General features: G+C 66.7%; 24 protein-coding genes. 13 read left to right on the top strand and 11 right to left on the bottom strand.

What is annotated here, in order from left to right:
• Positions 1 to 14: 14 nt before the first annotated feature.
• Complete coding sequence (locus tag ACT4ML_RS08005; RefSeq protein ID WP_444720383.1) at positions 15 to 641, bottom strand: TlpA family protein disulfide reductase; 627 nt, start codon at positions 639 to 641, stop codon at positions 15 to 17.
• Between the two features lie 174 nt (positions 642 to 815).
• Here ACT4ML_RS08005 and ACT4ML_RS08000 point away from each other — a divergent pair, with 174 nt between their 5' ends.
• Together ACT4ML_RS08000 and ACT4ML_RS07995 are read left to right on the top strand one after the other, a co-directional pair.
• Entirely contained in the window at positions 816 to 1,469 is a 654-nt protein-coding gene (locus ACT4ML_RS08000; protein WP_444720382.1) for a class I SAM-dependent methyltransferase, read from the top strand.
• Positions 1,470 to 1,620: 151 nt separating this feature from the next.
• Positions 1,621 to 2,301 carry a LysE family translocator gene (locus tag ACT4ML_RS07995; protein ID WP_444720381.1) on the top strand — a complete coding sequence of 227 codons (681 nt, stop codon included), beginning with the start codon at positions 1,621 to 1,623 and terminating at the stop codon, positions 2,299 to 2,301.
• 72 nt (positions 2,302 to 2,373) lie between these two features.
• Here the strand turns inward: ACT4ML_RS07995 and ACT4ML_RS07990 are convergent, their stop codons facing one another.
• Positions 2,374 to 2,916 carry a DUF7332 family protein gene (locus ACT4ML_RS07990; RefSeq protein WP_444720380.1) on the bottom strand — a complete coding sequence of 181 codons (543 nt, stop codon included), beginning with the start codon at positions 2,914 to 2,916 and terminating at the stop codon, positions 2,374 to 2,376.
• Positions 2,917 to 3,051: 135 nt separating this feature from the next.
• Entirely contained in the window at positions 3,052 to 3,726 is a 675-nt protein-coding gene (locus ACT4ML_RS07985) for an HD domain-containing protein (RefSeq protein ID WP_083902750.1), read from the bottom strand.
• Positions 3,727 to 3,960: 234 nt separating this feature from the next.
• Here ACT4ML_RS07985 and ACT4ML_RS07980 point away from each other — a divergent pair, with 234 nt between their 5' ends.
• The 4 genes from ACT4ML_RS07980 to ACT4ML_RS07965 all read left to right on the top strand — a co-directional run bounded on the left by ACT4ML_RS07980 (position 3,961) and on the right by ACT4ML_RS07965 (position 6,889).
• Complete coding sequence (locus tag ACT4ML_RS07980; protein ID WP_138245735.1) at positions 3,961 to 4,377, top strand: cobalamin B12-binding domain-containing protein; 417 nt, start codon at positions 3,961 to 3,963, stop codon at positions 4,375 to 4,377.
• Positions 4,374 to 5,480: a methylmalonyl Co-A mutase-associated GTPase MeaB gene (gene meaB, locus ACT4ML_RS07975; RefSeq protein ID WP_444720379.1), complete on the top strand. Its 1,107-nt coding sequence runs from the start codon at positions 4,374 to 4,376 to the stop codon at positions 5,478 to 5,480. Before ACT4ML_RS07980 ends, meaB begins: the two co-directional genes overlap by 4 nt.
• A gap of 160 nt (positions 5,481 to 5,640) precedes the next feature.
• Positions 5,641 to 5,871 carry a hypothetical protein gene (locus tag ACT4ML_RS07970; RefSeq protein WP_444720378.1) on the top strand — a complete coding sequence of 77 codons (231 nt, stop codon included), beginning with the start codon at positions 5,641 to 5,643 and terminating at the stop codon, positions 5,869 to 5,871.
• Between the two features lie 73 nt (positions 5,872 to 5,944).
• Positions 5,945 to 6,889, top strand: coding sequence for an alpha/beta fold hydrolase (locus tag ACT4ML_RS07965; protein WP_444720377.1), 945 nt, complete (start codon positions 5,945 to 5,947; stop codon positions 6,887 to 6,889).
• 79 nt (positions 6,890 to 6,968) lie between these two features.
• Here ACT4ML_RS07965 and ACT4ML_RS07960 read toward each other — a convergent pair whose 3' ends face one another.
• Both ACT4ML_RS07960 and ACT4ML_RS07955 read right to left on the bottom strand, forming a co-directional pair.
• On the bottom strand, positions 6,969 to 7,364 hold the full coding sequence (locus ACT4ML_RS07960; RefSeq protein ID WP_444720376.1) for a Zn-ribbon domain-containing OB-fold protein: 396 nt from the start codon (positions 7,362 to 7,364) through the stop codon (positions 6,969 to 6,971).
• The gene (locus tag ACT4ML_RS07955; protein ID WP_444720375.1) at positions 7,364 to 8,530 is read right to left on the bottom strand and encodes a thiolase C-terminal domain-containing protein; all 1,167 of its coding nucleotides are present in this window, start codon (positions 8,528 to 8,530) and stop codon (positions 7,364 to 7,366) included. The genes ACT4ML_RS07960 and ACT4ML_RS07955 overlap by 1 nt, the downstream gene beginning before the upstream one ends.
• A 165-nt stretch (positions 8,531 to 8,695) precedes the next feature.
• Here ACT4ML_RS07955 and ACT4ML_RS07950 point away from each other — a divergent pair, with 165 nt between their 5' ends.
• The 3 genes from ACT4ML_RS07950 to ACT4ML_RS07940 all read left to right on the top strand — a co-directional run bounded on the left by ACT4ML_RS07950 (position 8,696) and on the right by ACT4ML_RS07940 (position 11,971).
• On the top strand, positions 8,696 to 9,763 hold the full coding sequence (locus ACT4ML_RS07950; RefSeq protein WP_444720374.1) for a M42 family metallopeptidase: 1,068 nt from the start codon (positions 8,696 to 8,698) through the stop codon (positions 9,761 to 9,763).
• 173 nt (positions 9,764 to 9,936) lie between these two features.
• On the top strand, positions 9,937 to 10,188 hold the full coding sequence (locus ACT4ML_RS07945; RefSeq protein ID WP_444720373.1) for a hypothetical protein: 252 nt from the start codon (positions 9,937 to 9,939) through the stop codon (positions 10,186 to 10,188).
• 160 nt (positions 10,189 to 10,348) lie between these two features.
• Positions 10,349 to 11,971: an SLC13 family permease gene (locus ACT4ML_RS07940; protein ID WP_444720372.1), complete on the top strand. Its 1,623-nt coding sequence runs from the start codon at positions 10,349 to 10,351 to the stop codon at positions 11,969 to 11,971.
• A gap of 407 nt (positions 11,972 to 12,378) precedes the next feature.
• Here ACT4ML_RS07940 and ACT4ML_RS07935 read toward each other — a convergent pair whose 3' ends face one another.
• A complete protein-coding gene (locus ACT4ML_RS07935; protein ID WP_444720371.1) occupies positions 12,379 to 13,809 on the bottom strand; it encodes a heme o synthase in 1,431 nt (476 codons plus the stop codon).
• A 125-nt stretch (positions 13,810 to 13,934) separates the two neighbouring features.
• Here ACT4ML_RS07935 and ACT4ML_RS07930 point away from each other — a divergent pair, with 125 nt between their 5' ends.
• Complete coding sequence (locus ACT4ML_RS07930; protein WP_444720370.1) at positions 13,935 to 14,288, top strand: DUF7410 domain-containing protein; 354 nt, start codon at positions 13,935 to 13,937, stop codon at positions 14,286 to 14,288.
• Position 14,289: 1 nt separating this feature from the next.
• Here ACT4ML_RS07930 and ACT4ML_RS07925 read toward each other — a convergent pair whose 3' ends face one another.
• On the bottom strand, positions 14,290 to 14,571 hold the full coding sequence (locus tag ACT4ML_RS07925) for a DUF7111 family protein (RefSeq protein ID WP_444720369.1): 282 nt from the start codon (positions 14,569 to 14,571) through the stop codon (positions 14,290 to 14,292).
• Positions 14,572 to 14,674: 103 nt separating this feature from the next.
• On the opposite strand from ACT4ML_RS07925, the gene ACT4ML_RS07920 reads away from it, so the two are divergent.
• Both ACT4ML_RS07920 and ACT4ML_RS07915 read left to right on the top strand, forming a co-directional pair.
• Positions 14,675 to 15,580 (top strand): DUF3267 domain-containing protein, encoded by a 906-nt coding sequence (locus ACT4ML_RS07920; RefSeq protein ID WP_444720368.1) that lies wholly within the window; start codon positions 14,675 to 14,677, stop codon positions 15,578 to 15,580.
• 70 nt (positions 15,581 to 15,650) lie between these two features.
• On the top strand, positions 15,651 to 15,953 hold the full coding sequence (locus tag ACT4ML_RS07915) for a helix-turn-helix transcriptional regulator (protein ID WP_444720367.1): 303 nt from the start codon (positions 15,651 to 15,653) through the stop codon (positions 15,951 to 15,953).
• 19 nt (positions 15,954 to 15,972) lie between these two features.
• Here the strand turns inward: ACT4ML_RS07915 and ACT4ML_RS07910 are convergent, their stop codons facing one another.
• The 3 genes from ACT4ML_RS07910 to ACT4ML_RS07900 all read right to left on the bottom strand — a co-directional run bounded on the left by ACT4ML_RS07910 (position 15,973) and on the right by ACT4ML_RS07900 (position 18,541).
• Complete coding sequence (locus ACT4ML_RS07910; RefSeq protein ID WP_444720366.1) at positions 15,973 to 16,143, bottom strand: hypothetical protein; 171 nt, start codon at positions 16,141 to 16,143, stop codon at positions 15,973 to 15,975.
• Positions 16,144 to 16,252: 109 nt separating this feature from the next.
• Positions 16,253 to 17,398 carry an acyl-CoA dehydrogenase gene (locus tag ACT4ML_RS07905; protein WP_444720365.1) on the bottom strand — a complete coding sequence of 382 codons (1,146 nt, stop codon included), beginning with the start codon at positions 17,396 to 17,398 and terminating at the stop codon, positions 16,253 to 16,255.
• Between the two features lie 84 nt (positions 17,399 to 17,482).
• Positions 17,483 to 18,541, bottom strand: a complete 1,059-nt coding sequence (locus tag ACT4ML_RS07900) for a complex I subunit 1/NuoH family protein (RefSeq protein ID WP_444720364.1) — start codon at positions 18,539 to 18,541, stop codon at positions 17,483 to 17,485.
• Between the two features lie 84 nt (positions 18,542 to 18,625).
• Here ACT4ML_RS07900 and ACT4ML_RS07895 point away from each other — a divergent pair, with 84 nt between their 5' ends.
• On the top strand, positions 18,626 to 19,276 hold the full coding sequence (locus ACT4ML_RS07895) for a helix-turn-helix domain-containing protein (protein WP_444720363.1): 651 nt from the start codon (positions 18,626 to 18,628) through the stop codon (positions 19,274 to 19,276).
• A 40-nt stretch (positions 19,277 to 19,316) separates the two neighbouring features.
• Here ACT4ML_RS07895 and ACT4ML_RS07890 read toward each other — a convergent pair whose 3' ends face one another.
• Positions 19,317 to 19,958 carry an SDR family oxidoreductase gene (locus ACT4ML_RS07890; protein WP_444720362.1) on the bottom strand — a complete coding sequence of 214 codons (642 nt, stop codon included), beginning with the start codon at positions 19,956 to 19,958 and terminating at the stop codon, positions 19,317 to 19,319.
• Positions 19,959 to 19,981 lie beyond the last annotated feature (23 nt).

Genomic DNA, 19,981 nt, shown 5'->3' with positions numbered 1-19,981 from the left:
GAACGGGTGACCGTTCAGTCGCTCGCCGATCGCCCGCTCGTCTCGTTCTCGGAGGCTGACTCGGACATCTCTCTATCGTTCGCCTCGAGGACGGACTCGACGGCCGCGACGATATCCGCAGCAGCTGTGACCCCGAGTTCCTCCCAGCGTTTCTCGCCCTGGTCGTCGATGACGGCGGTGACGGGGTAGCCGACGATGCCGTAGTTCGCCGCGAGCGTCGAACTCGAGTCGTAGCCGACGGCCCAGTTACCGCTGTGGGCACGCCACCACTCCCGGAGTTCGTCGTCCGGCATGGTATCGAACGACTGGTAGGTCACCGACAGAAAGGTGAGATCGTCTCCGTGGTCCGCGACGAGGCGAGACCGTGCGTCGGCGACTCTGGGCAGTTGCGCCTGACAGTTTCCACATCCAGTGACGAAGAACATGGCGACCGTAACGTCGTCGTTGGGGACGGTCATCGTCCCGTCCTCGCTCCCCCGGGCGTCGATCGTCTCCACCTCGACCGGGCCGTCCGTCTCCCCGCCCTCCTCGGATGCGGTGCGGTCCGTCCCGAACGAGGGAACTCCGCCGAGGGCGATCCCGGTCGCCCCGGCGAGTACGCCGACGCTGCCGAGCCCGGCGATCAGCTCGCGCCGTCTCATGGTCGTCTCACCGTCATGGAGCACGTGGACGGCATGTCGTATGACCTGGTATGGGACGCGATGCAAAAAGGATTCACTGGTTCGTGCGTCGAACCGACCACCTGCGTTCGGAACCAGTCGGACGGCCCCGTTCGGAGCCCGACAGTTAAGCGTCGAGCGTCCGTCGATAGCCCCGTGAGCGACGACCGCGACCGATGGAACGACCGGTACGAGCAGGCCGACTTCGACCCCGACGATGACCCGGTTCCGTCCCTCGAGCGCCGTATATCGACGCTTCCGGACGATCGCGCGCTCGACGTTGCGACCGGGGCCGGGCGAAACGCGCTCTTTCTCGCCAAGCACGGCTACGACGTGGACGCGGTGGACATCTCCGACGCCGCGCTCGAGCGCGCTCGGGACCGCGCCGCCGAACGGGGTGTCGACGCGAACTGGATCCGCGCCGATCTGGCCGACTTCGATCCCGGCCGCGAGCGCTACGACGTGATCGTCGTGAGCTTCTTCGCCGCCCTCGAGCACCTGCCGGCGCTCAAAGACGCGCTCGCCCCCGGTGGGGTGCTGATCTACGAACACCACCTCCGATCGAGCGACCCGGTCGCCGGCCCCTCGACCGATCGCTACCGATACCGGTCGAACGACCTACTCCGAGCCTGTCTGGACCTGACGATCCTCGCCTACGAGGAGCGGCGGCGACCGGTCGGGAACGGAGACGAGGATGAGAATGAGGACGACGATGACAGTATCGCAGTCGCGACGCTCGTCGCGCGGCGCTCGAGCGGCGGGACGCAGTCGTATCCGCTGGTTTCGGATGAGGGCGGTGACGACGCCTGAATACGGAACCCGACCGCGGTTCCGCGAGGTGATGCGACCACCGACTGCCGCGTGTTCGATTCGCGACCGCCCCGCGTTCGGGCCGGGCGAGCACGGCGGTCGAATTCGCGATTCTTTTCACGGCAGCACGCCCACTTGCAACCGAGAACGCGTGGCTTCATTCGTCGTTACAGCGCTGGCCGGCGTGATCTTCGGGCTCGCGCTCGCGGCACCGCCGGGGCCGATGAACGCGATCATCGCCGAGGAGAGCGTCGTCCGCGGCTGGCCGGCCGGCTTCCGGGCCGGCCTCGGTGCGATGCTCGCGGACGCGATCTTCTTCGCGCTCACCTTGGCCGGCATCGTCGCCGTGATCGACCGCATTCCGGCCGTCAGGCCCGCGCTCTATCTGGCCGGGGGCTGTCTGATGCTGTACTTCGCGATCGGTGCGATCGACGAGGCCAGAGCCGCCACGTCGTTTACCGATGCCGGCCGAGCCGCCGCCACGGGGTTTCGGAAGACGTTCGTCCTCTCGCTGACGAACCCCTACCAGATCGGCTTCTGGCTCACCGTCGGAGTCGGCCTGCTCGAGCCGGGGACCCTCGACGTGCTCGCACACGCCCCGGCGGTCGGGCAGGTCCTCGCGGGAACGCTGGTCGTCCAGACCGGCTCGCCGGCACTGCTGATCGGCTTCTTCGGCGGGATCGCCCTGTGGATCGTCGCCTATCCGGCGGCGCTGGCCGCGGCCGGCAAGCGCGTCGATGCGTTCGCCCCCGCGGTCGCCGCACTGAGCGCCGTCGTCCTCGTCGGCTTCGGGCTGCTCTTTCTCGTCATGGGCGCGCTCCGGTTCGTCTGAGCGGCCCTCGAACTGCGTCTTGCTCGATTCCTCGAGCCATCGCTCGAGCGGTTCCGACTCGAGGCCGGCGGCTTAGCACCTGAGCATCTCGAAGCGGCCGTCGGATTCCGCCGTCTCGCCGTCGCTACCCGTGGTACCCTCCTCGCCGTCCGACTGATCCCCGTCGGACTGGGTCGATTCCGCGCTGAGTCCCGTCGTCACGTTCTCGAGCATCGGAAGTTGGAAATCGAACCCGCTGACAAGGTCGATCGCGTCGGCGGGGCTCGTAAGGAGGTCGCGGAGCCCGTCGCCGACGTACTCGAACCCGACGACGACCTCGGTGATCGACGAGCCGCCGGTCGAGCCGGCGAGTTCGGCGCCGATCGAGCCGCCGGAGTCGGTCAGCATCGCCGCGTGCAATCGAACCCAGATGTGCGTGCCGTTCTCGGAGCCGATCGTAAACTCGGTTCCCGACCCGGTGAAACACGTCGAGACCGGTTGCCCGCTCGAGTCGGCACCGTTCCCGACGGGAGCCGGAGACTGCTGGGCGACCGTCGCGACGGGGACCGTAGCGAGAAGTACGAGACAGCAGAGGGCGAGAACTGAGATGGTGCTCGGTCGACGTGGGATGTGCATTACACTCGTCTCGAGAGCAGACCAGTATGAACGCACCGGCCGATTCGGTCGGTCGTCGATCGGGAGACGCCGGTCTCGAGGTCGTCAGAGAAACAGGACTCGAGCGGGCGAGGCCGCGACCGGCACCGGACCCGTTTAGTTACCCATCGCGGCGATCTCGTCCTCGAGCCACTCGCTGAACCACTTGACGCGTTTCAGGCGCTGGTGGGCGATGCCCTCGGCGGTGTCGCTCTGAACACGGGAGGCGGCGTCGTAGCCGCGCTCGAGGACGCGCTCGACCATCTCGTCGCAGTCCATGTGGGTGCGGGCCTCGTAGCCCATCCGGAGCAACATCAGGGCGGTGCCGTTCGCGCCGACCTTATCGAGCAGATCGGCTTCGATGAGACACTGAGTCTCCAGTGCGAGATCGGTCAGATCGCCCTGATAGGAGTGGTGTTCGATCGCGCGACACACCTGCTGGATGAACGACTCGGGGTACTCGGCGCGGGACTCGAGGTACTCGCGGGCGACGCGAGCGCCGGCCTCGGCGTGGAGTTCCTGATCGGTCTCGAGTTTGGCGACGTCGTGAAAGAGGGCGGCGACGCGGGTGACGTCGACGTCTGCGCCCTCCTCCTCGGCGATGTCGGTCGCGAGATCGACGACGTTGAGGATGTGGTTGTGGCGGTACTCGGCGGAGTGCCACGGGTACCAGCGCATGCGACCCCCTTCCTCCTCCTTTTCGACGCTTGCCGCGAGGTACTCGAAGACGAAGCCCTTCATCTCCTCGAACTCGGCGTCGGGCACACGCGTTTCCTTTATTTCAACGCCCACGATAGATCCCTCCGCAGTAGACGAACGATAGTCATTAGCGGAATGTTCGGTCGTTTCGTTCTTTAGCCTTTGGTTCGGACCGATTCCGTTGAGACGTGACAGTAACGAAACAATATACGCGCCGGGAACGGGGCGATCGACCGGCGGTTCGCCGGCGGGCGGAGACCTCTCTTCTCGTCGCAACTTCAACCATCTTCCGTTAAAGTCAAACAGTCGGATCGGGTAGGTGTGTGTATGAGCAGCGAACAGGAAGCGGAGTCGATCCGGTGTCTCGTCGCCAAAGTCGGTCTCGACGGCCACGACCGCGGTGCTCACGTCGTCGCGCGCGCGTTCCGGGACGCCGGGTTCGAGGTCATCTACTCCGGACTGCACAAGTCCCCTGAGGAGATCGTGCAGGCGGCCGTCCAAGAGGACGTCGACGTGCTCGGGATCTCCATCCTCTCGGGCGCACACGACACGCTCGTCCCGAAGATCATGGACGGCCTCGAGGAGTACGGGGCGAAAGAGGACACCCTCGTCCTCGCCGGCGGCGTCATCCCCGACGAGGACCGCGAGGGGCTCAAAGAAGAAGGCGTCGCCGCCATCTTCGGCCCCGGCACGTCGATCGAGGAGACCATCGAGTTCGTCCGCGAGAACGCGCCCCAGCGATGACCATGGACGCCGACGACGAATCGCTGCTCGAGGACTTACTGGCGGGGAAACACCGCGCGCTCGCCCGGATCATCTCGAAGATCGAGAACCGATCGCCGGGCTATCGGGACCTCGTCTCCGAACTGTACGCGCACACGGGCGACGCCGATGTGATCGGTATTACGGGCAGCCCCGGCGCGGGCAAGTCCACGCTGGTCGACAAACTCGCCGAAACCTACCGCGACCGGGGCGAGACGGTCGGCGTCATCGCGATCGATCCCTCATCGCCGTTTACCGGCGGCGCAGTGCTGGGCGACCGCATCCGGATGGCCTCCACCGTGGGCGATATGGACGTGTTCGTCCGCTCGATGAGCGCCCGCGGCACGCTCGGCGGCCTCTCGACGGCGACGGCGGACGCCGTCAAGGCGATGGACGCCTTCGGGAAGGACAAGATCATCATCGAGACCGTCGGCGCGGGCCAAAACGAGATCGACATCGTCCGGACCGCCGACACCGTCGCCGTCCTCGTCCCGCCGGGTTCGGGCGACGACATCCAGACGCTGAAAGCCGGTATCCTCGAGATCGCGGACGTCTTCGTCGTGAACAAGGCCGACCGCGACGGGGCGGACCGCACGGTACAGGAGCTTCGGGAGATGGTTCACCTCGGCGAGGAGAGCGGGCTCGGCAGTGGCAGCGGTGGCCACCACAGTCAGGAGGTGATCGACGCCCACGACGACTGGGACGGCGAGACCGACGCGGACGAAGACGAGGCCGAGGACTGGACGCCGCCGATCGTCGAAACGGTCGCCACGAAGGGCACCGGCGTCGAGACCTTTATCGACGAACTCGCGAACCACCGCGCGTACCTCGTCGATTCCGGCACTCGAGCCGAGAAGGTCCGCCAGCGCTACGCCGAGGAGATCCGCACGCTGCTCCGCGAGGACGTCCACGCCCTGCTCGAGGACGAACTCGACGAACGCGGCGGAATCGACGGGCTCGCCGACGCCGTGCGCCGGGGCGAGACCGACCCGTATTCGATCGCGAACGACGTGCTCGCGCCCGTCGAGGCCTGTGTCGAGAACCTCGAGACCGAGCCGGGCGAGGGCGACTCGAGCGGAGAGTAGCGGTACGAAACAGGGAGAACGGCGTTCGGACTTATTTCATTCGTCCATCCGTTTCGGCCCGTTAGTCGCTCGAGCGTTACGCCGCTTGCTCGAAGTTGATTCTCAACAGTACATTTCAATTACCGAAATGTTAAATGGCGGAAAGATGCAATTCTCTCGTATGATTGACCTCCTGTACGGCAGCCTGCCGATCGTCGGAGCGTACGCCGTCTACGTCGATGCGACAGATCGAGAAACCGACCGCCCGATCTGGTGGGCGATCACGACGCTGGCCGTCGGCTACGCCCTCGGGCCGGTACTCATGGCGGTGTTCCTGCTGCTGTACCTCGTCCTGCACGCGATCGAGGCCCGGTGGATCCGGAGGGGCCGTGGTCACGATCGCGCCGTCTGAAATCGCTCGCCGATTACAGCAAGGTCTGAACTGAGACCTGAAGTCTAAGGCCATTGCCCTCCAACGACCCGTTATGAAAGCCCGAACAGTCCTCGGTGCGGCCCTCGGAACCGTCGGTGGGGCAGTCCTCGGCAACCGTCTCCTCAAGCGACGCGCGGGCGACCTCGAGAACCCGCTGATCGGCGTCGAGCGGACGTATCGCTGGCGGGGAATCGAGACGAGTTACACCGTCGCGGGCGATCCGAACGACCCCGACATGCTCCTCCTGCACGGGATCTACGCGGGCTCGAGCAGCCACGAGTTCGAGCCGATCGTCGAGCAACTGGCCGAGGACTACCACGTGTACGCGGTCGACCTCCCCGGATTCGGCCGGTCCGAGCGGCCGCCGTTGGTCTACTCCGCGACCCTCTACGCCGAGTTCGTCCGCGACTTCGCGGCCGACGTGACCGACGAGCCGATCGTCGTCGCCTCGTCGCTGTCCGGAACCTTCGCCGTCGACGCCGCCGACGAGACCGACTTCGAGCGGCTGGTGTTGATCTGTCCGACAGACGAGACCGGCGACGAGCGGCCGTGGCTCCGGACCCTCATGCGGACGCCGATCGTCGGCACGACGCTGTACAACCTGCTCGCGAGCAAGCCCTCGATCCGGTACTTCTACGACCGGGACGGCTACTACGATTCCGACCGGATCGACGCCGACGAGGTCCAGTACGCGTGGACCAGCGCCCACCAGCCCGGCGCACGCTACGCGACCGCCTCCTTCGCCGCAGGCACCCTCGACCCCGATTTCGACCTCGCGACGGAGCTGGCGGCCCTCGAGACCCCCACGACGCTGATCTGGGGCCGGGACGCCGAGCTCGTCCCGCTCCGGGAGGGCAGGGATCTCGCCGAGGCGGCCGACCTCGATCTCGTCGTCATCGACTACGCGACGCAGTTGCCCCACGCCGAGCATCCCGACAAGTTCGTCGAGTACCTGAGCGCCGAGCTCCCGCGAGCCGATCTCGGCGGCGACGAGTAGTCGAGCAGCCGATCGAGACGACCTTCTTCCGAAATTTGACCCGCTTCCAGACTCGGCGAGTTCGAACCTAAAAAAGCGGCTACGCCGGACGGAGTCCGATCACGCGCTCGCCAGTCGTCTCCGAAACCGTGATCTCGAGTTCGACCGAGAGCCCGGTTTCGACGGCCTCGGGATCGATCCCGACGACCTGTCCGGTCAGTCGAACGGAGCCGAAGTCGACGACGGCCGTCGCGTACGGAGCGTCGTCCTCGAAGGCCGGCGTCGGGACGTGCGTGACGGTAAACGTCTGAATCTCGCCGGTTTCGGGCAGGTCGGCCTCGGCGAGGTCGGTCGAGCCACAGTCGGGACAGACCCGACGCGGCGGCAGGGAGCCGTGACCGTTCGCACACTCGAGGTAGTACGCGTCCCCCTCCTCGGCGGCCGCGAGCCAGTCGTCGAAGCCGGCGTCGTGGACCTCGTTTTCGGAGTCGCTCATCAGTTCGTCACCTCCAAGACGTGAACGGTCGCACTCGCGACGGTACCACCCGCGTTGTGGGCGACGCCGGTCGTCGCGTCCGCGACGTGGTCGCTGTTCGGATGCTCGCCGGCCAGCAGATCGGTGACCTCGGCGATCTGGGACGCGCCGGTCGCGCCGACCGGGTGGCCCTTGGCCTTCAGCCCGCCCGAGAGGTTGATCGGCGTCTCGCCGTCCGCGGTCGTCCGCCCGTTCCGGGCCGCCGAGATCCCCTCGCCGATCGGCTCGAGATCGAGCGCCTCGAGCGCGAGCACTTCGGCGATCGTAAAGCAGTCGTGGACCTCCGCGAAGTCCACGTCGCCGGCGTCGACGCCGGCGTCGGCGTAGGCCTCCGCGCCGGCCTCGCGTGCGGCGGGTGAGCGAGCGAGATGCTCGCGGTCGTGCAGCGCCATCCGGTCACCGCCCTGTCCGGTCCCCGTGATCGCGACGGGGGCCTCGAGGTCGTGGTCCTCCGCGTAGGCCTCGCTCGTCAGGACGAGCGCGGACGCGCCGTCGGAGATCGGGCAGGCGTCGTAGAGCCCGAGCGGTTCGGAGACCGGCGGGGCCTCGAGGACGTCCGCGACCTCGATCGCGCGCTGGTACTGGGCCTTCTCGTTGGTGAGGGCGTTCTCGTGGTTCTTCACCGCGATGTGGGCCAGATCCTCGTGTTCGCCGCCGAACTCGTCGAAGTAGGCCTGTGCCATCAGCGCGTACGCGCCGGGGAAGGTCACCCCGGCCCGCACCTCCCAGAGGTCGTCCGCGGCGATGGCGAGCGCCTCGGTCGCGCCCGCGGTGCCGAGGTTGGTCATGCGTTCCGCGCCGCCGACCAGCAACACGTCGTTCTCGCCGTTGCGGATCCGTTTGACCGCCTCGCGGACCGCGACGCCGCTCGAGGCGCACGCGGACTCGTAGCGGGTCGCCGGCGCCCGCACGCCCGCCGCTTCGGCCATCAGCGGCCCCTGATGGCCCTGATGTTCGGAGAGTTCGCCCATGAAGTTGCCGTAGAGGACGGCCTCGACGTCGTCCCGGGGAACCCCGCTCTCTTCGAAGGCCGCGATGCTCGCTTCGGCGAAGAGATCCCGCCCGGTCCGCTCGGGACTGTTGCCGAACGGCGTCAGCCCTGTGCCCGCAACACGTACGTCACTCATATACACACGAGTAGTGGACGGATCCGTTAATACTCCGCGGTTACGACCGCGGACACTCATCGCATTCGGACTCTCCGCCGGCCGGAACGGCGCTCGCGGCCCAACTCACGGCAGCGCCCCGCCCGTTTCCACGACCTTATATCACATCGCGCCGCACGTACGGGCATGACAACCGTTCCGTTCGATCTGTCGCTCCTGACGGAGTTGACGGAGACGAGTGGCGTCCCCGGCTACGAGGATCGCGTCCGCGAACTCGTCGTCCGGGAGTTCGAGGACTCGGTCGACCGCGTGCGCACCGACGCGATGGGCAACGTCGTCGGGACCCTCGAGGGCGAGAGCGACTACTCGGTGGCCGTCGCGGCGCACATGGACGAGATCGGCTTCATGGTGCGCCACGTCCGCGGTGACGACGACGGCTACGGCTTCGTCGAACTCGACGCGCTCGGCGGCTGGGACGCTCGCGTGCTCAAGGCCCAGCGCGTGACGATTCACGCCGAAGACGAGGACGTTCCGGCCGTTATCGGCTCGCCACCGCCGCACACGTTAGACGAGAGCGAGCGGGAGAAGACCCCCGAGGTCGAGGACGTCGTCGTCGACCCCGGTCTACCCTACGAGGAGCTAACCGAGCGCGTCTCGCCCGGCGACCTCGTCACGATGGACCAGACCACCGAGCGCGTCGGCGAGACGATCACCGGCAAAGCGCTGGACGACCGTGTCTGTCTGTTCGCCATGCTCGAGGCGGCCCGCCGGCTGACCGATCCCGACGTGACGATCCACTTCTGTGCGACCGTCCAAGAGGAGGTCGGACTCCGCGGCGCTCGCGCCCTCGGCGTCGATATCGACCCCGACCTCGCGCTCGCACTGGACGTCACCGTCGCCAACGACATCCCCGGCTTCGACGCCGGCTCGCACGTCACCGAACTCGGCGACGGCACCGCCATCAAGCTCAAGGACTCGAGCGTCATCACCAACCCGAAACTCCACGGCCGACTCCAGTCGCTCGCCGAGGACGAGGAGATCGACCACCAACTCGAGATACTCCCGTCGGGTGGCACCGACACCGCCGGCTTCCAGCACACCGCCGGCGCGAAACCCGTCGGCGCGATCTCGGTCCCGACCCGATACCTCCACACCGTGACCGAGACCGCCCACGTCGACGACATCGCTGCGACGATCGATCTGCTCGAGGCCTTCCTCGCGACCGAAAACGGCGAGTACGACTACACGCTCTGACTGGGGATCAGACATCGCGACTGCGCGAACGGCTCTTTTGAGGAGTAACGGCCAGTATTCGACGATAGGGGACGAGTGCGGCGAACTCATTCGGGGCAAGCGGCGGCGTATGACGCCGATTCCTGACGAAGCACATTTCAACGATGCCTCTCATTTCACTCGTACCGACTCTCATGGATGCGTCCGACGTTCCCGATCCCGATCCCGATGCCATCTCGCCGCGCGCGTGGCGACTGCTCCGAGTCGCCGCCGGGTACGACCAGCGGGCGGTCGAACGGGAAGTCGACGAGCTCATGCAGGCCCACATCTCGATGCTCGAGAGCGGGAACCGGTCCCTCTCTCGAGCGCGCCGGGAGACGCTCTTGGAGCTCTACAGCGTGGAACTCGCCGACGAACAGGTGCGGGCGATCGTCGACCATTTTTAGTCGGAGTGAGGACCGTCGCTGTGACCACCGCAGATTCCCCGTCGCGTCCGCGAGGCGAGTTGTAGACCTCGCATCTCGACGCGTGAACAGCGTGGGTGGTGATCTCACGCTCGCGGATGAAAAGGTTTAATAACAATAATGATTATTTATGGCTGTATCAATGATACATCGGCTCTTGGGCGGGTCAAACAAGCGATTAGTACAATTCCTCCTTGCGGGAATCGGGATGGTTGCGATCGCAGCCGCCCCGTCCCCGGCCGGGCTCTCGGTGACGGGCCAGTACGCCATTGCGACGATGTTCTTCGCAGGCATCCTCTGGGTAACCGGTGCGCTTCCGCTGGCGGTCACCGCACTAACGATTCCCGTGTTGCTGACCGGCACCGGCGTCTACGACTCGATGGACGCCGCGCTCGTCGGGTTCGCGGATCACATCATCTTCCTGTTCCTGGCCGGGTTCATGCTCGCGAACGCGATCCAAAAGTACGATATCGACCGGCGGATCGCGCTGTACTCCATCGCCAAGATGGGCAGTTCGCCGCGGCGGTTGATCCTCGCGATCATGGTCGTGACCGCCGTGTTGTCGATGTGGGTCTCGAACACCGCAACGGCCGCGATGATGACGCCCATCGCGGTCGGGGTCCTCACGCAAGTCCTTGACCGCGATGACCTCGCGTCGTCGGAGGCGAAAACGCAGGACGCGTCGGCGTCCGAAGAACCGGCCGCCGACGGCGGGATCGCCGAGTCGCCGGCCGCGTTCACGAACCTCCAGATCTCGATGCTCCTCGGGACCGCCTACGCCGCCAGCGTCGGCGGCGTCGGGACGATCATCGGTACGCCGCCCAACGCCATCCTCGTGGGTCAGCTCAACGCCATTCTGGACTACGAGATCGGGTTCGCCGACTGGTTCCTCGTCGGCTTCCCGATCGTCGTCGTGACGCTCCCGCTCGTCTGGTTCATCCTGACCTACGTGCTGTATCCGCCGGAGGTCCCCGACGTGGGCGCCGCTCGAGCCAGTGCTCGAGAGCAACTCGCGGCGGAGGGCGAACTCGATCCCCGCGGCAAGCGCGTGGCCGCGATCTTCGCCGCGACGGCCGGGCTCTGGATGGTCGGCGGGCTCGGCGAGTTCTTCGAACCGTACCTCTCGAGCGTCTGGATGACGACCATCTTCGGCGGCGAGGGGATGACGGTCTTCGGCGTCGAGGGCCATCAGGGACTGCTCTATTACGTGATGGTCGGCGTCGCCGCGGTTCCGGCGCTCGTACTGGCCGACACGATGGAGTGGGAGGAACTGGTCGACATCGACTGGGGGACGCTGTTGCTGTTCGGCGGGGGTATCTCGCTCGCGAACGCGCTCGCGGACACGGGTGCGACGGAGTGGATCGCGAACACGGCGTTCAGCGGGCTCGTCGGCGCGCCCATCGTCCTCGTCATCGGCGCGGTCGTGTTGCTGGTCATCTTCCTCACCGAGATGACGTCGAACGCCGCGACGACCAGTATCATCGTTCCCATCCTGATCAGCCTCGGGAGCGTCTTCTCGGCGACGCTCGGGCTGACCGACTTCTCGACCGCGCTGTTCCTCTCGGTCGCCGGGACGATCGCCGCGAGCTTCGCCTTCGCGCTCCCGGTCGCGACGCCGCCCAACGCCATCGTGTTCGGCAGCGGCTACGTCGAGCAACGCCACATGCTCCGAGCGGGGCTCGTCCTAAACGCGATCATGACCGTCATCTTGACCGGAGCCATCTGGTTCCTGTTCACGTTCGTCTGGCCGCATCTGCTGTGGTAAGCGAGACATTTCGGCTCGATCGGAGAGGCTAACTTGAGTCGCCCTCGAGAGTCGGAGATTACTGTTCGTATCGGTGGCGGCTATCGAAGCCATCGTGTGCTCGTCGGCGGTACGCTAGAGTCGAGTTCGGAACTCTCTAAGAGAAGCCTGCGACCGGCGATGACTCCTTGCCTTCGCTTTTCGGCTATCGCCCCGAGACCGCGGGACGATCAGAACTGAGGGGACGATTCCGGATCTGCCGCACGGACGAGAGAGCAACGACTGCCACGTTTCTCCCCGATCGCACGCGGGGTGCGGTCGGTGTACGCGACGGTCAACGGGTACGAAGCGGCGTTACGAAGAGCCGGACTCACCGATCGGGTCGTCGGAAAGGTCTGTCCGTTCGTTCTCGAGAGCAAGACAACGGCTCAAAACGCGAGCGCGTCGACGAGGATCGCGACCAGCACGGCTCCGAGGAACGCGTTCGAGGCGTGGAAGGCCCGGAACGCGGCGGTCTCGGTCTGCTCGAAGTGGAGTCGGACGGCGGCCCAGAGGAAGAGCCCGCCGAAGACGACGACCGTCCCCGCGTACAGCGGACCGAGGTCGGTCAGCCACGCCAGCGCGATCGAACTCACGAGCGTCGCGGCGATGTAGTAGATGATCTGCTTTCGCGTCTCCGTCTCGCCGCGGACGACCGGCATCATAGGGAAGCCGCCGCGGGCATAGTCGTTCTTGTAGGCCAGCGCGAGGTTGTAGAAGTGCGCCGGCGTCCAGAGGAAGATGACGCCCGCGAGCGCGAGGCCCGGCCAGCCGATCTCGTTCGTCACGGCGGCCCAGCCGATGAGCGCGGGCAGCGCGCCCGCAGCACCGCCGATGACCGTGTTCTGAACCGTGTTCGGCTTGAGCAGGAGCGTGTAGACCACGCTGTAGAAGATGATCGCGGCCAGTCCGAGCGCCGCGGCCAGCCGGTTGATCGTCAGGAACGCGGCCAGCGACGCGACGGTCAGTCCGGCGCCGAACAGCAAGGCGTTGCGAACCGGGATCAGATCGACCGCCAGCGGCCGGTCTGCCGTGCGGGACATCTTCTGGTCGACGTCGCGCTCGAGGACGTGGTTGAAGGTCCCCGAGGCGCCGATCGCGAGGACGCCGCCGCCGAGCGTCGCGATGATCGTGGGAATCTCGAGGCCGGGGCCGGCGGCCAGTGCCATCCCCGCGGCGGCGACGAGACAGAGCAGCCACATCAGCCGCGGTTTCATCATCTGGAAGTACGCGAAGGCGGTGAGCCGAGCGCGAGCGAGGCGACTCGAGGGGAGCGTGCGTTCCGAGGCGGTCGGCACCGATTCCTCGAGGTCCGCGAGCGGTTCGGGCGAGTCGATGCCGTCCTCGTCCTCGCTGCCGGTCGCGAGCTCGAGGTCCCACGCGAGCGCGAGGACGATCCCCGAGAAGATCACGAGTCCGAGCCCGAGGTGGAGCCCGGGGAGGATCGCCGCGGGGCCGATCGTCGCGGTGACGGCACCGACGCCGATCTGGACGACGTAGAGCGCGGCGGCGACGACGAGCGTCGTCCGGATGCGACTCGAGGTGTCGCCGAGGACCGCGGCGACGGCGGTCGCGGCGACGAGCAGGCCGACGACGACCGCCGTGAGCCGGTGGGCCCACGCGATCGCGAGTTCGGTCTGACTCAGCGGGTCGACGGGCGCGTGACAGGTCGGCCACGTCGAACACGACGCGGCCGCGTTCGTCAGCGAAGTCGTCGCGCCGACGATCAGGAGCAGGTAGACGCCCAGAGCGGTCGCTGCGAGCAGTGCGGAGAAGCGGCGTCGCGTGCCGATCGGGCGGGGAAACGACTCTCTTGCCACGGCTATTCTCGTCTACAACCTTCGACTCCGCGTATTTAGGGCTCCCGCTTTTTCCCATCAGCGGCGGCGAGTTTCCGGGCGTCTGTCGGCCGCCGACACAGTCCTCGAGAGACGACCGAAGAGGGATGGGGCAGGTCCTCGTAGCCGGTCCCGTGTCCGGCGAATCGCGCGGTCGCGCCCCCGCGGTCGACACCCCTGCCGTAGCGACCGCCATCGACGGCGAGTTCGAGGGGAACGATCGCGACGGCGAGCCGCCCGCCCGCTGTCCGTACTGCGACCGGCCGTTCCGACGGGAGCGATACGAGCGGCTTCACCGCGGCCTCGAGCACCCCGATCGCCTCTCCGATCGCGAGCGGGCGGCCGTCGAGCGGGCGGCTCGCGAGGAACACACGGCGATGCGGCGCTTCCGGCTGTACGCCCTCGGCGTGCTCGTGTTGCTGTACTTCGGGCTGTTAATCCTCGCGGCGTTCGTCGTCTGAGTCACATCCCCATGTCCTCGGCCGCCTCCGGGATCGGGAGGTCGTGTGGCGAGACGCCGAGCAGTTCGCCGACGTGATCGAGCGCCATATCGAACCCGTAGTAGCGCTCGAGTTCGTCGCCCTCGGCCGTCGGCCGCACTTTCAGCATCGCGTACCCCTCGCGGTTCTGGGCGATCGCGGCCGTTCCGCCGGCCGCCCGCTCGAACGCGAGGACGCGCTCCGTCTCGGTCTCGTCGTAGGTGGCCGTGATACCGTCGGCTTCGGCCGTCCGGTCGTCGGTCATGATCGGACTTCCTCGACCGATCACCGGGAAACTGTCGGTTCCGGTCGGGACTCGCGGTCCGAACATCGACACCGATTTTTCGATGGCCTTCGAGTCTCGCTCCGTGAGCCGTTCGGACTCCGTCCAGACCCGTCGCCCGCTCGCGACGTTTCGACTCACGCGATCGGTCGCGATACAGTGGCTCGTCGTCTCCGCGGTGGGATTCTTCGGCTTCGCCTACGCGTTCGGCCACGTTCTCGCACGGATCCGGGGTACCGCGCTCGAGCCGATCGCGATCGCGCCGTCCTCGCCGCCGACGGTGCTCGGCGGGCTGGTCGTCTCACTCGGGCTGCTCGTCTGCGTGGTCGTCCCCCACGAACTCCTCCACGGCGTGTTCATGGCCCGGTACGGTGACTCCCCGAGCTACGGCATCGGTCTTTCCTACTTCGTGTTGCCGTACGCCTACGCCGAGACGAGCGGGGAGAGCTACACCCGGAATCAGTTGCTCGTCGCCCTGCTCGCGCCGTTTGCGGTGATCACGGCCGTCGGACTCGCCGCGATGGTCGTCGTCCCCACGCCGTTGCTGATCGTCCCGCTGGCGGCGAACGCGGCCGGTTCGATCGGCGACCTCTGGATGGCCGGCGTCCTCTGTCAGTACCCCGCCGACGTTCGCGTGGGCGACCCGCCTAGCGGCGTTCGCGGATTCGGCATCTACGGCGCGGACGAACGGGCCGTGAGCCGCCTGCCGGGGACGCCGCTCCTCTCGCGATTCCTGCGGGGAAGTGTCGCTACCCTCGCCGCAGTCGCGGCGTACGCGCTTCTCGCGGTGTTTCTCTCGCTCGCCTTCGGCTCCGGCGACGTCGTTCTCGGCGATCCCGACCGCGGCTGGCTGCTCTTCCGCCACGACCGCCGACCCGGCGGCACCGCGTTCCTCGAGATCGGTGACCGCGCCCTGCTCGGCGTGGCCGCCCTCGGCGGCCTCGTCTGGACGCTCGTCGCGACCGTCCGTCACTGGCTCGAGCGCAAGTGAGTGTGCGTGGGCGCGGTCCGCGAACACGGAAACCGTAACGCTCGAGCGGCCGCCACCCCGACACTGCGCCATGAGCAAGTGGCTCCGGAGCGGCCGCCGCCGAGACATCTGTTTCCTGCTCGCCGCGGCCGAGGACGGCGAACTGCGCGGCCAGCAAGTGAAATCCCGCCTCGAGTCCCACTACGACGACCGGCTCGAGCCGAAATCGTTCTACGGCTCGCTGTCGGCGCTGGTCGACGCGGGCTTCGTCGAGAAACGGACGGAGGGGCTACACGACGTCTACGCGCTGACCGACGGTGGCACACGGCGAGTACAGGATCACTACGCGTGGGTTCGGGACTGTCTCGAGGACGGCGACGATACCGACGAGTAGGCCGGGATCACCGCATCGGTCACTCGAGGGACGGGTCTCTGATGAGGCGGACGACCACGTACAGTGGAATGGCGAACAGCAGTCCGAAAAGCGGGACCATCGCGAAGTCGACGTATGCGCCATCGATCGTGAACGTCATCACGATCAGCGTGTACGCGATGATCGCGAGGAACAACTCCGTTCGGTCCATGCGCCCACTGGACGCTGGATTACTGTAAACGTACTGTAATCGATACGGTGGAACAAACGAGAGCCGCGATAGCCGCGACGGCCGGCGGCTGTGAATCGTGACCGAGCGACTACTCCTCGAGCAGTTGGTCGCCGATCGTGTTCCGCAGCACTTCGCTGGTGCCCTCGTAGATCTCGTTGAGTTTGGCGTCGCGGTAGAACCGCTGGGCGGCGAAGTCCTTGGTGTAGCCGTAGCCGCCGTGGATCTGGATGCCCTCGTTGGCGACCTCGCGGCTGACCTCGGAGGCGTAGAGCTTGGCCTGCGAGGCGTCCTTGATGTAGTCCTCACCGCGGATCTTCTTGTCCGCGGCCTTGTGCATGAGCATCTTGGCGGCCTGAATCTTCGTGTCCATGTCCGCGAGCTTGTGCTTGATCGACTGGAACTCGCCGATGGGCTGGCCGAACTGCTCGCGCTCGTTGGCGTAGTCGCGGGCCTCCTCGAAGGCTGCGCGGGCGATGCCGACGCCGCGGGCGGCGATCGTGATTCGGCCGCCGTTGAGCGTTTTCAGCGCGTGGACGAAGCCCTTGCCCTCCTCGCCGAGCCGGCGCGATTCCGGGATCCGAAGGTCGTCGAACCGGAGTTCGGCGGTCGGACAGCCCTTGTCGCCGAGTTTCTCCTCCGTGCCCTCGACGATGAAGCCGTCGTCCTCCTCGGGCCGGACGATAAAGGAGGAGATGCCCTTGTTGCCGGCCTCGGGGTCGGTTTTGGCGAAGAGCGTGACCGTGTCGGCGACGGAGCCGTTGGAGATCCAGAGCTTGCCGCCGTCGATCACGTACTCGTCGCCGTCCTTCTCCGCGACGGTATCCATCGCCGGCACGTCGCTGCCCGCGCCGGCTTCCGAGAGCGCGAACGCGCCGATGTCCCGACCCTCTGCCAGCGGCGTCAGGTACTCCTCCTTCTGGGACTCGTCGCCGAACTCGTAGAGCATGTTCCCGGCAAGCGAGGTGTGGGCGGCGACGATCGTCCCCAGCCCGCCCGAGCCGCGAGCGATCTCCTCGAGCCCGATCGCGTAGGAGTGGTAGTCCAGTCCGGCACCGCCGTACTCCTCGGGGAACGGCATTCCCATCAGCCCGAGGTCGGCCATCTCGCCGACGAGGTCGGCGGGGAACTCGTCCTCGTGGTCGATCTCGTCGGCGACGGGGACGACCTCCTCGTCGACGAACTCCGAGACCATGTCCCGAATCTGTTGCTGTTCGGCCGAGAGTGCGAAGTCCATACCCGGAATGCGTGACCTCGCGCCTTTATAGTTCGCTCTTCGGCAGCGGCCTCGAGGCGACGCCGAGTCCCGATTTCGGGCGACTCACGCGGCCAGCAGACCGACGATGACCGCGGTGATGAGCAGATTAGCGATCGAGCACACGAGCAGCCCCTTCCAGCCGATCTCGATCAGTTGGTCGATCCGGACTCGGGGCAGCGCGGAGCGCGCCCACTGCGTGAACAGGAACACGGCCCAGATCTTGGCGAGGAACCAGACGAATCCGGGAAGGACCGGGCCGGCTGGCCCACCGAGGAAGACCGTGGCGACGATCGCACCGCCCAGAAAGACGTGGACGAACTCGCCCATGTAGACGAGCACGAAGTAGACCGAGGAGTACTCGGTCTGGTAGCCGGCGACGAGTTCGGTCGGTGCTTCGGGCACGTCGAAGGGGTTGCGGCCGACTTCCGCGAGGTTCGCCGTCAGAAACAGGGCGAAGGCGAAGGGGTTGACGATCGCGTACCACGACGGGATCGACAGCTCGCCGAGTTCGAAGAGCGTCGCTTGCTGGGCAGCGACGATTTCGCCCATCCGTAAGGTGCCGGCGAAGATCACGACCGACAGCCCGGTGACGATCAGCGGAATCTCGTAGGCGATGTTCTGTGCGACCGCACGCAGTCCGCCGAGCAGCGAGTACTTGTTCGCCGACGCGTAGCCGCACATCGTCAGTCCGAGCGTGGCGAGCGACGCGACCGCGAAGACGTACGCCAGCCCGACCTCGGGGTCGGCCAACTGAACGGTGACGCCGGCGATCGACCCCATCGGAACGACTGCGAACCCGACGATGGCCGAGAAGACGACGAGGACCGGGCCGAGATCGTACGCCGGCCGGTCGGCTTCGTCCGGAACGATCAATTCCTTACTGAGCAGGCGGACTGCATCGGCGACGATGATTAGCGTTCCGCCGGGCCCGAGTCGGTTCGGGGCGATCCGGTCGGTGAACGCAGCCGTTACTTTGCGCTTTGCCCAGATAACGATCGCGGCACACGTCAATGGAACCGCTGCGACGAGTACGGCGGCAGCGATCGCAGCGACAGTCTGCTCGAGGAGCGTCGGCGAGTTACCGAACAGCGTCCGAGCAACCGCCTCGGGGAGGAGCGTCATGCGCAGTGGTTCGGCCCGATCCAGGAGTTTGGTTCTGCGAGACATATTCGGACATTTATAGTAGCGCCGTCCGAACCCCGAGCTATGCGGTATCTCCGACTGACCGTCCGGCCGACGGACCGCGAAATCCATCCTGTGCACACGGTCATGACGGAGCGGGGGTTCGTCGATCGCGTCCGGATGGTCCACTGGAACATCGCGGACATCGACGTCCCAGCCATCCTGTTCTCCGTCGTCGGCGACGCCGAAGCGCTCGCGGACGCGCTCGAGTCGACCGCCGAAATCGAGTCGTTCGCCATCACGCGAATCGATGAGCAACGGTTCTACTGTTATACGCAGGGGCGGACGACCGCGGTCGAACGAGCCCTGTACGAGGCGTTTACGCGTGATGGGCTGGTCGTCCTCCCACCGTTGACCTACGAGGACGACGGTGGGATCCGCTTCGAGGTGGTCGGCGAGGCCGACGCGCTCCGGACTGCACTGGCGACCGTGCCTGACGGAATCGACGTCGCGGTCGAACGCGTCGGGGAGTACGACACGGCGCGAGAAACCGTCGATGCTGCGCTTACGTCGCGCCAGCGCGAAGCGATCACCACCGCGCTGGCGACGGGCTACTACGAAACCCCGCGCGAGGCGACGATCGAGGACGTGGCGGCGGAACTGGAATGTGCGCGAAGTACCGCGGCGGAGCACCTCCAGAAGGCGGAGTCACGCATTATCCGAACGGTACTGTGACGACCACGGCGGCGGCCGATGCGGTGCGCGGAGAACTCGATTACTGCGAGCAGAACCACTCGAGGGCCTCGCCGATCGGCTCGTCGCCCGAGAGAATCTCGAAGGTCTCCCCGATGAGAGCGTCGTAGTCGAGCGTGGCCACGAGGGTTCGGGCAACGTCCTCGCGGGGGATGTCCCCGGCGTCGAGCCCGATGTCCTCCCCGATTTCGATCGTCCCGACTCCGGAGTCGTTGGTCAGCTCCCCCGGCCGGACGATCGTGTGGTCGAGCCCGCTCTGCCGGAGGTACTCGTCGGCCTCCGCTTTCGCGGTCAGGTAGTCCTCGAGCGCGTCGGGACCGGCCGCGGGATCGTCGGCACCCATCGAACTGAGCATGACGAACCGGTCGACGCCGGCGTCGCCCGCCGCGTCGATCAGGTTGATCGCCCCGTCGCGGTCGACACCGTAGACGTCCTCGCCGCCGGAGCCGGCCGCGAAGAGTATCGCGTCGCAGCCCTCGGCCGCGTGATCGACATCGCCGGTCAGGTCCGCGACGACCGGCTCGCCGCCCAGGTCCGCCATTTCGTCGGTCTGGGAGTCGTCGCGGACCATCGCTCGAGCGGTGTGCTCGCTCTCGCCGAGTAGTTCCGTGATATGCTGTCCGACCTGTCCGTGAGCGCCGGCGATGAGTACGGTCCGAGTCACAGGCACGGTTACGCCTGCGGTGG

The organism is Natrinema sp. LN54, assembly GCF_052439245.1.
In the GTDB taxonomy this organism is placed as follows: domain Archaea; phylum Halobacteriota; class Halobacteria; order Halobacteriales; family Natrialbaceae; genus Natrinema; species Natrinema versiforme_A.
The sequence above is the reverse complement of the archived record's forward strand: the minus strand, read 5'-3'. Positions and strand labels throughout refer to the sequence as shown.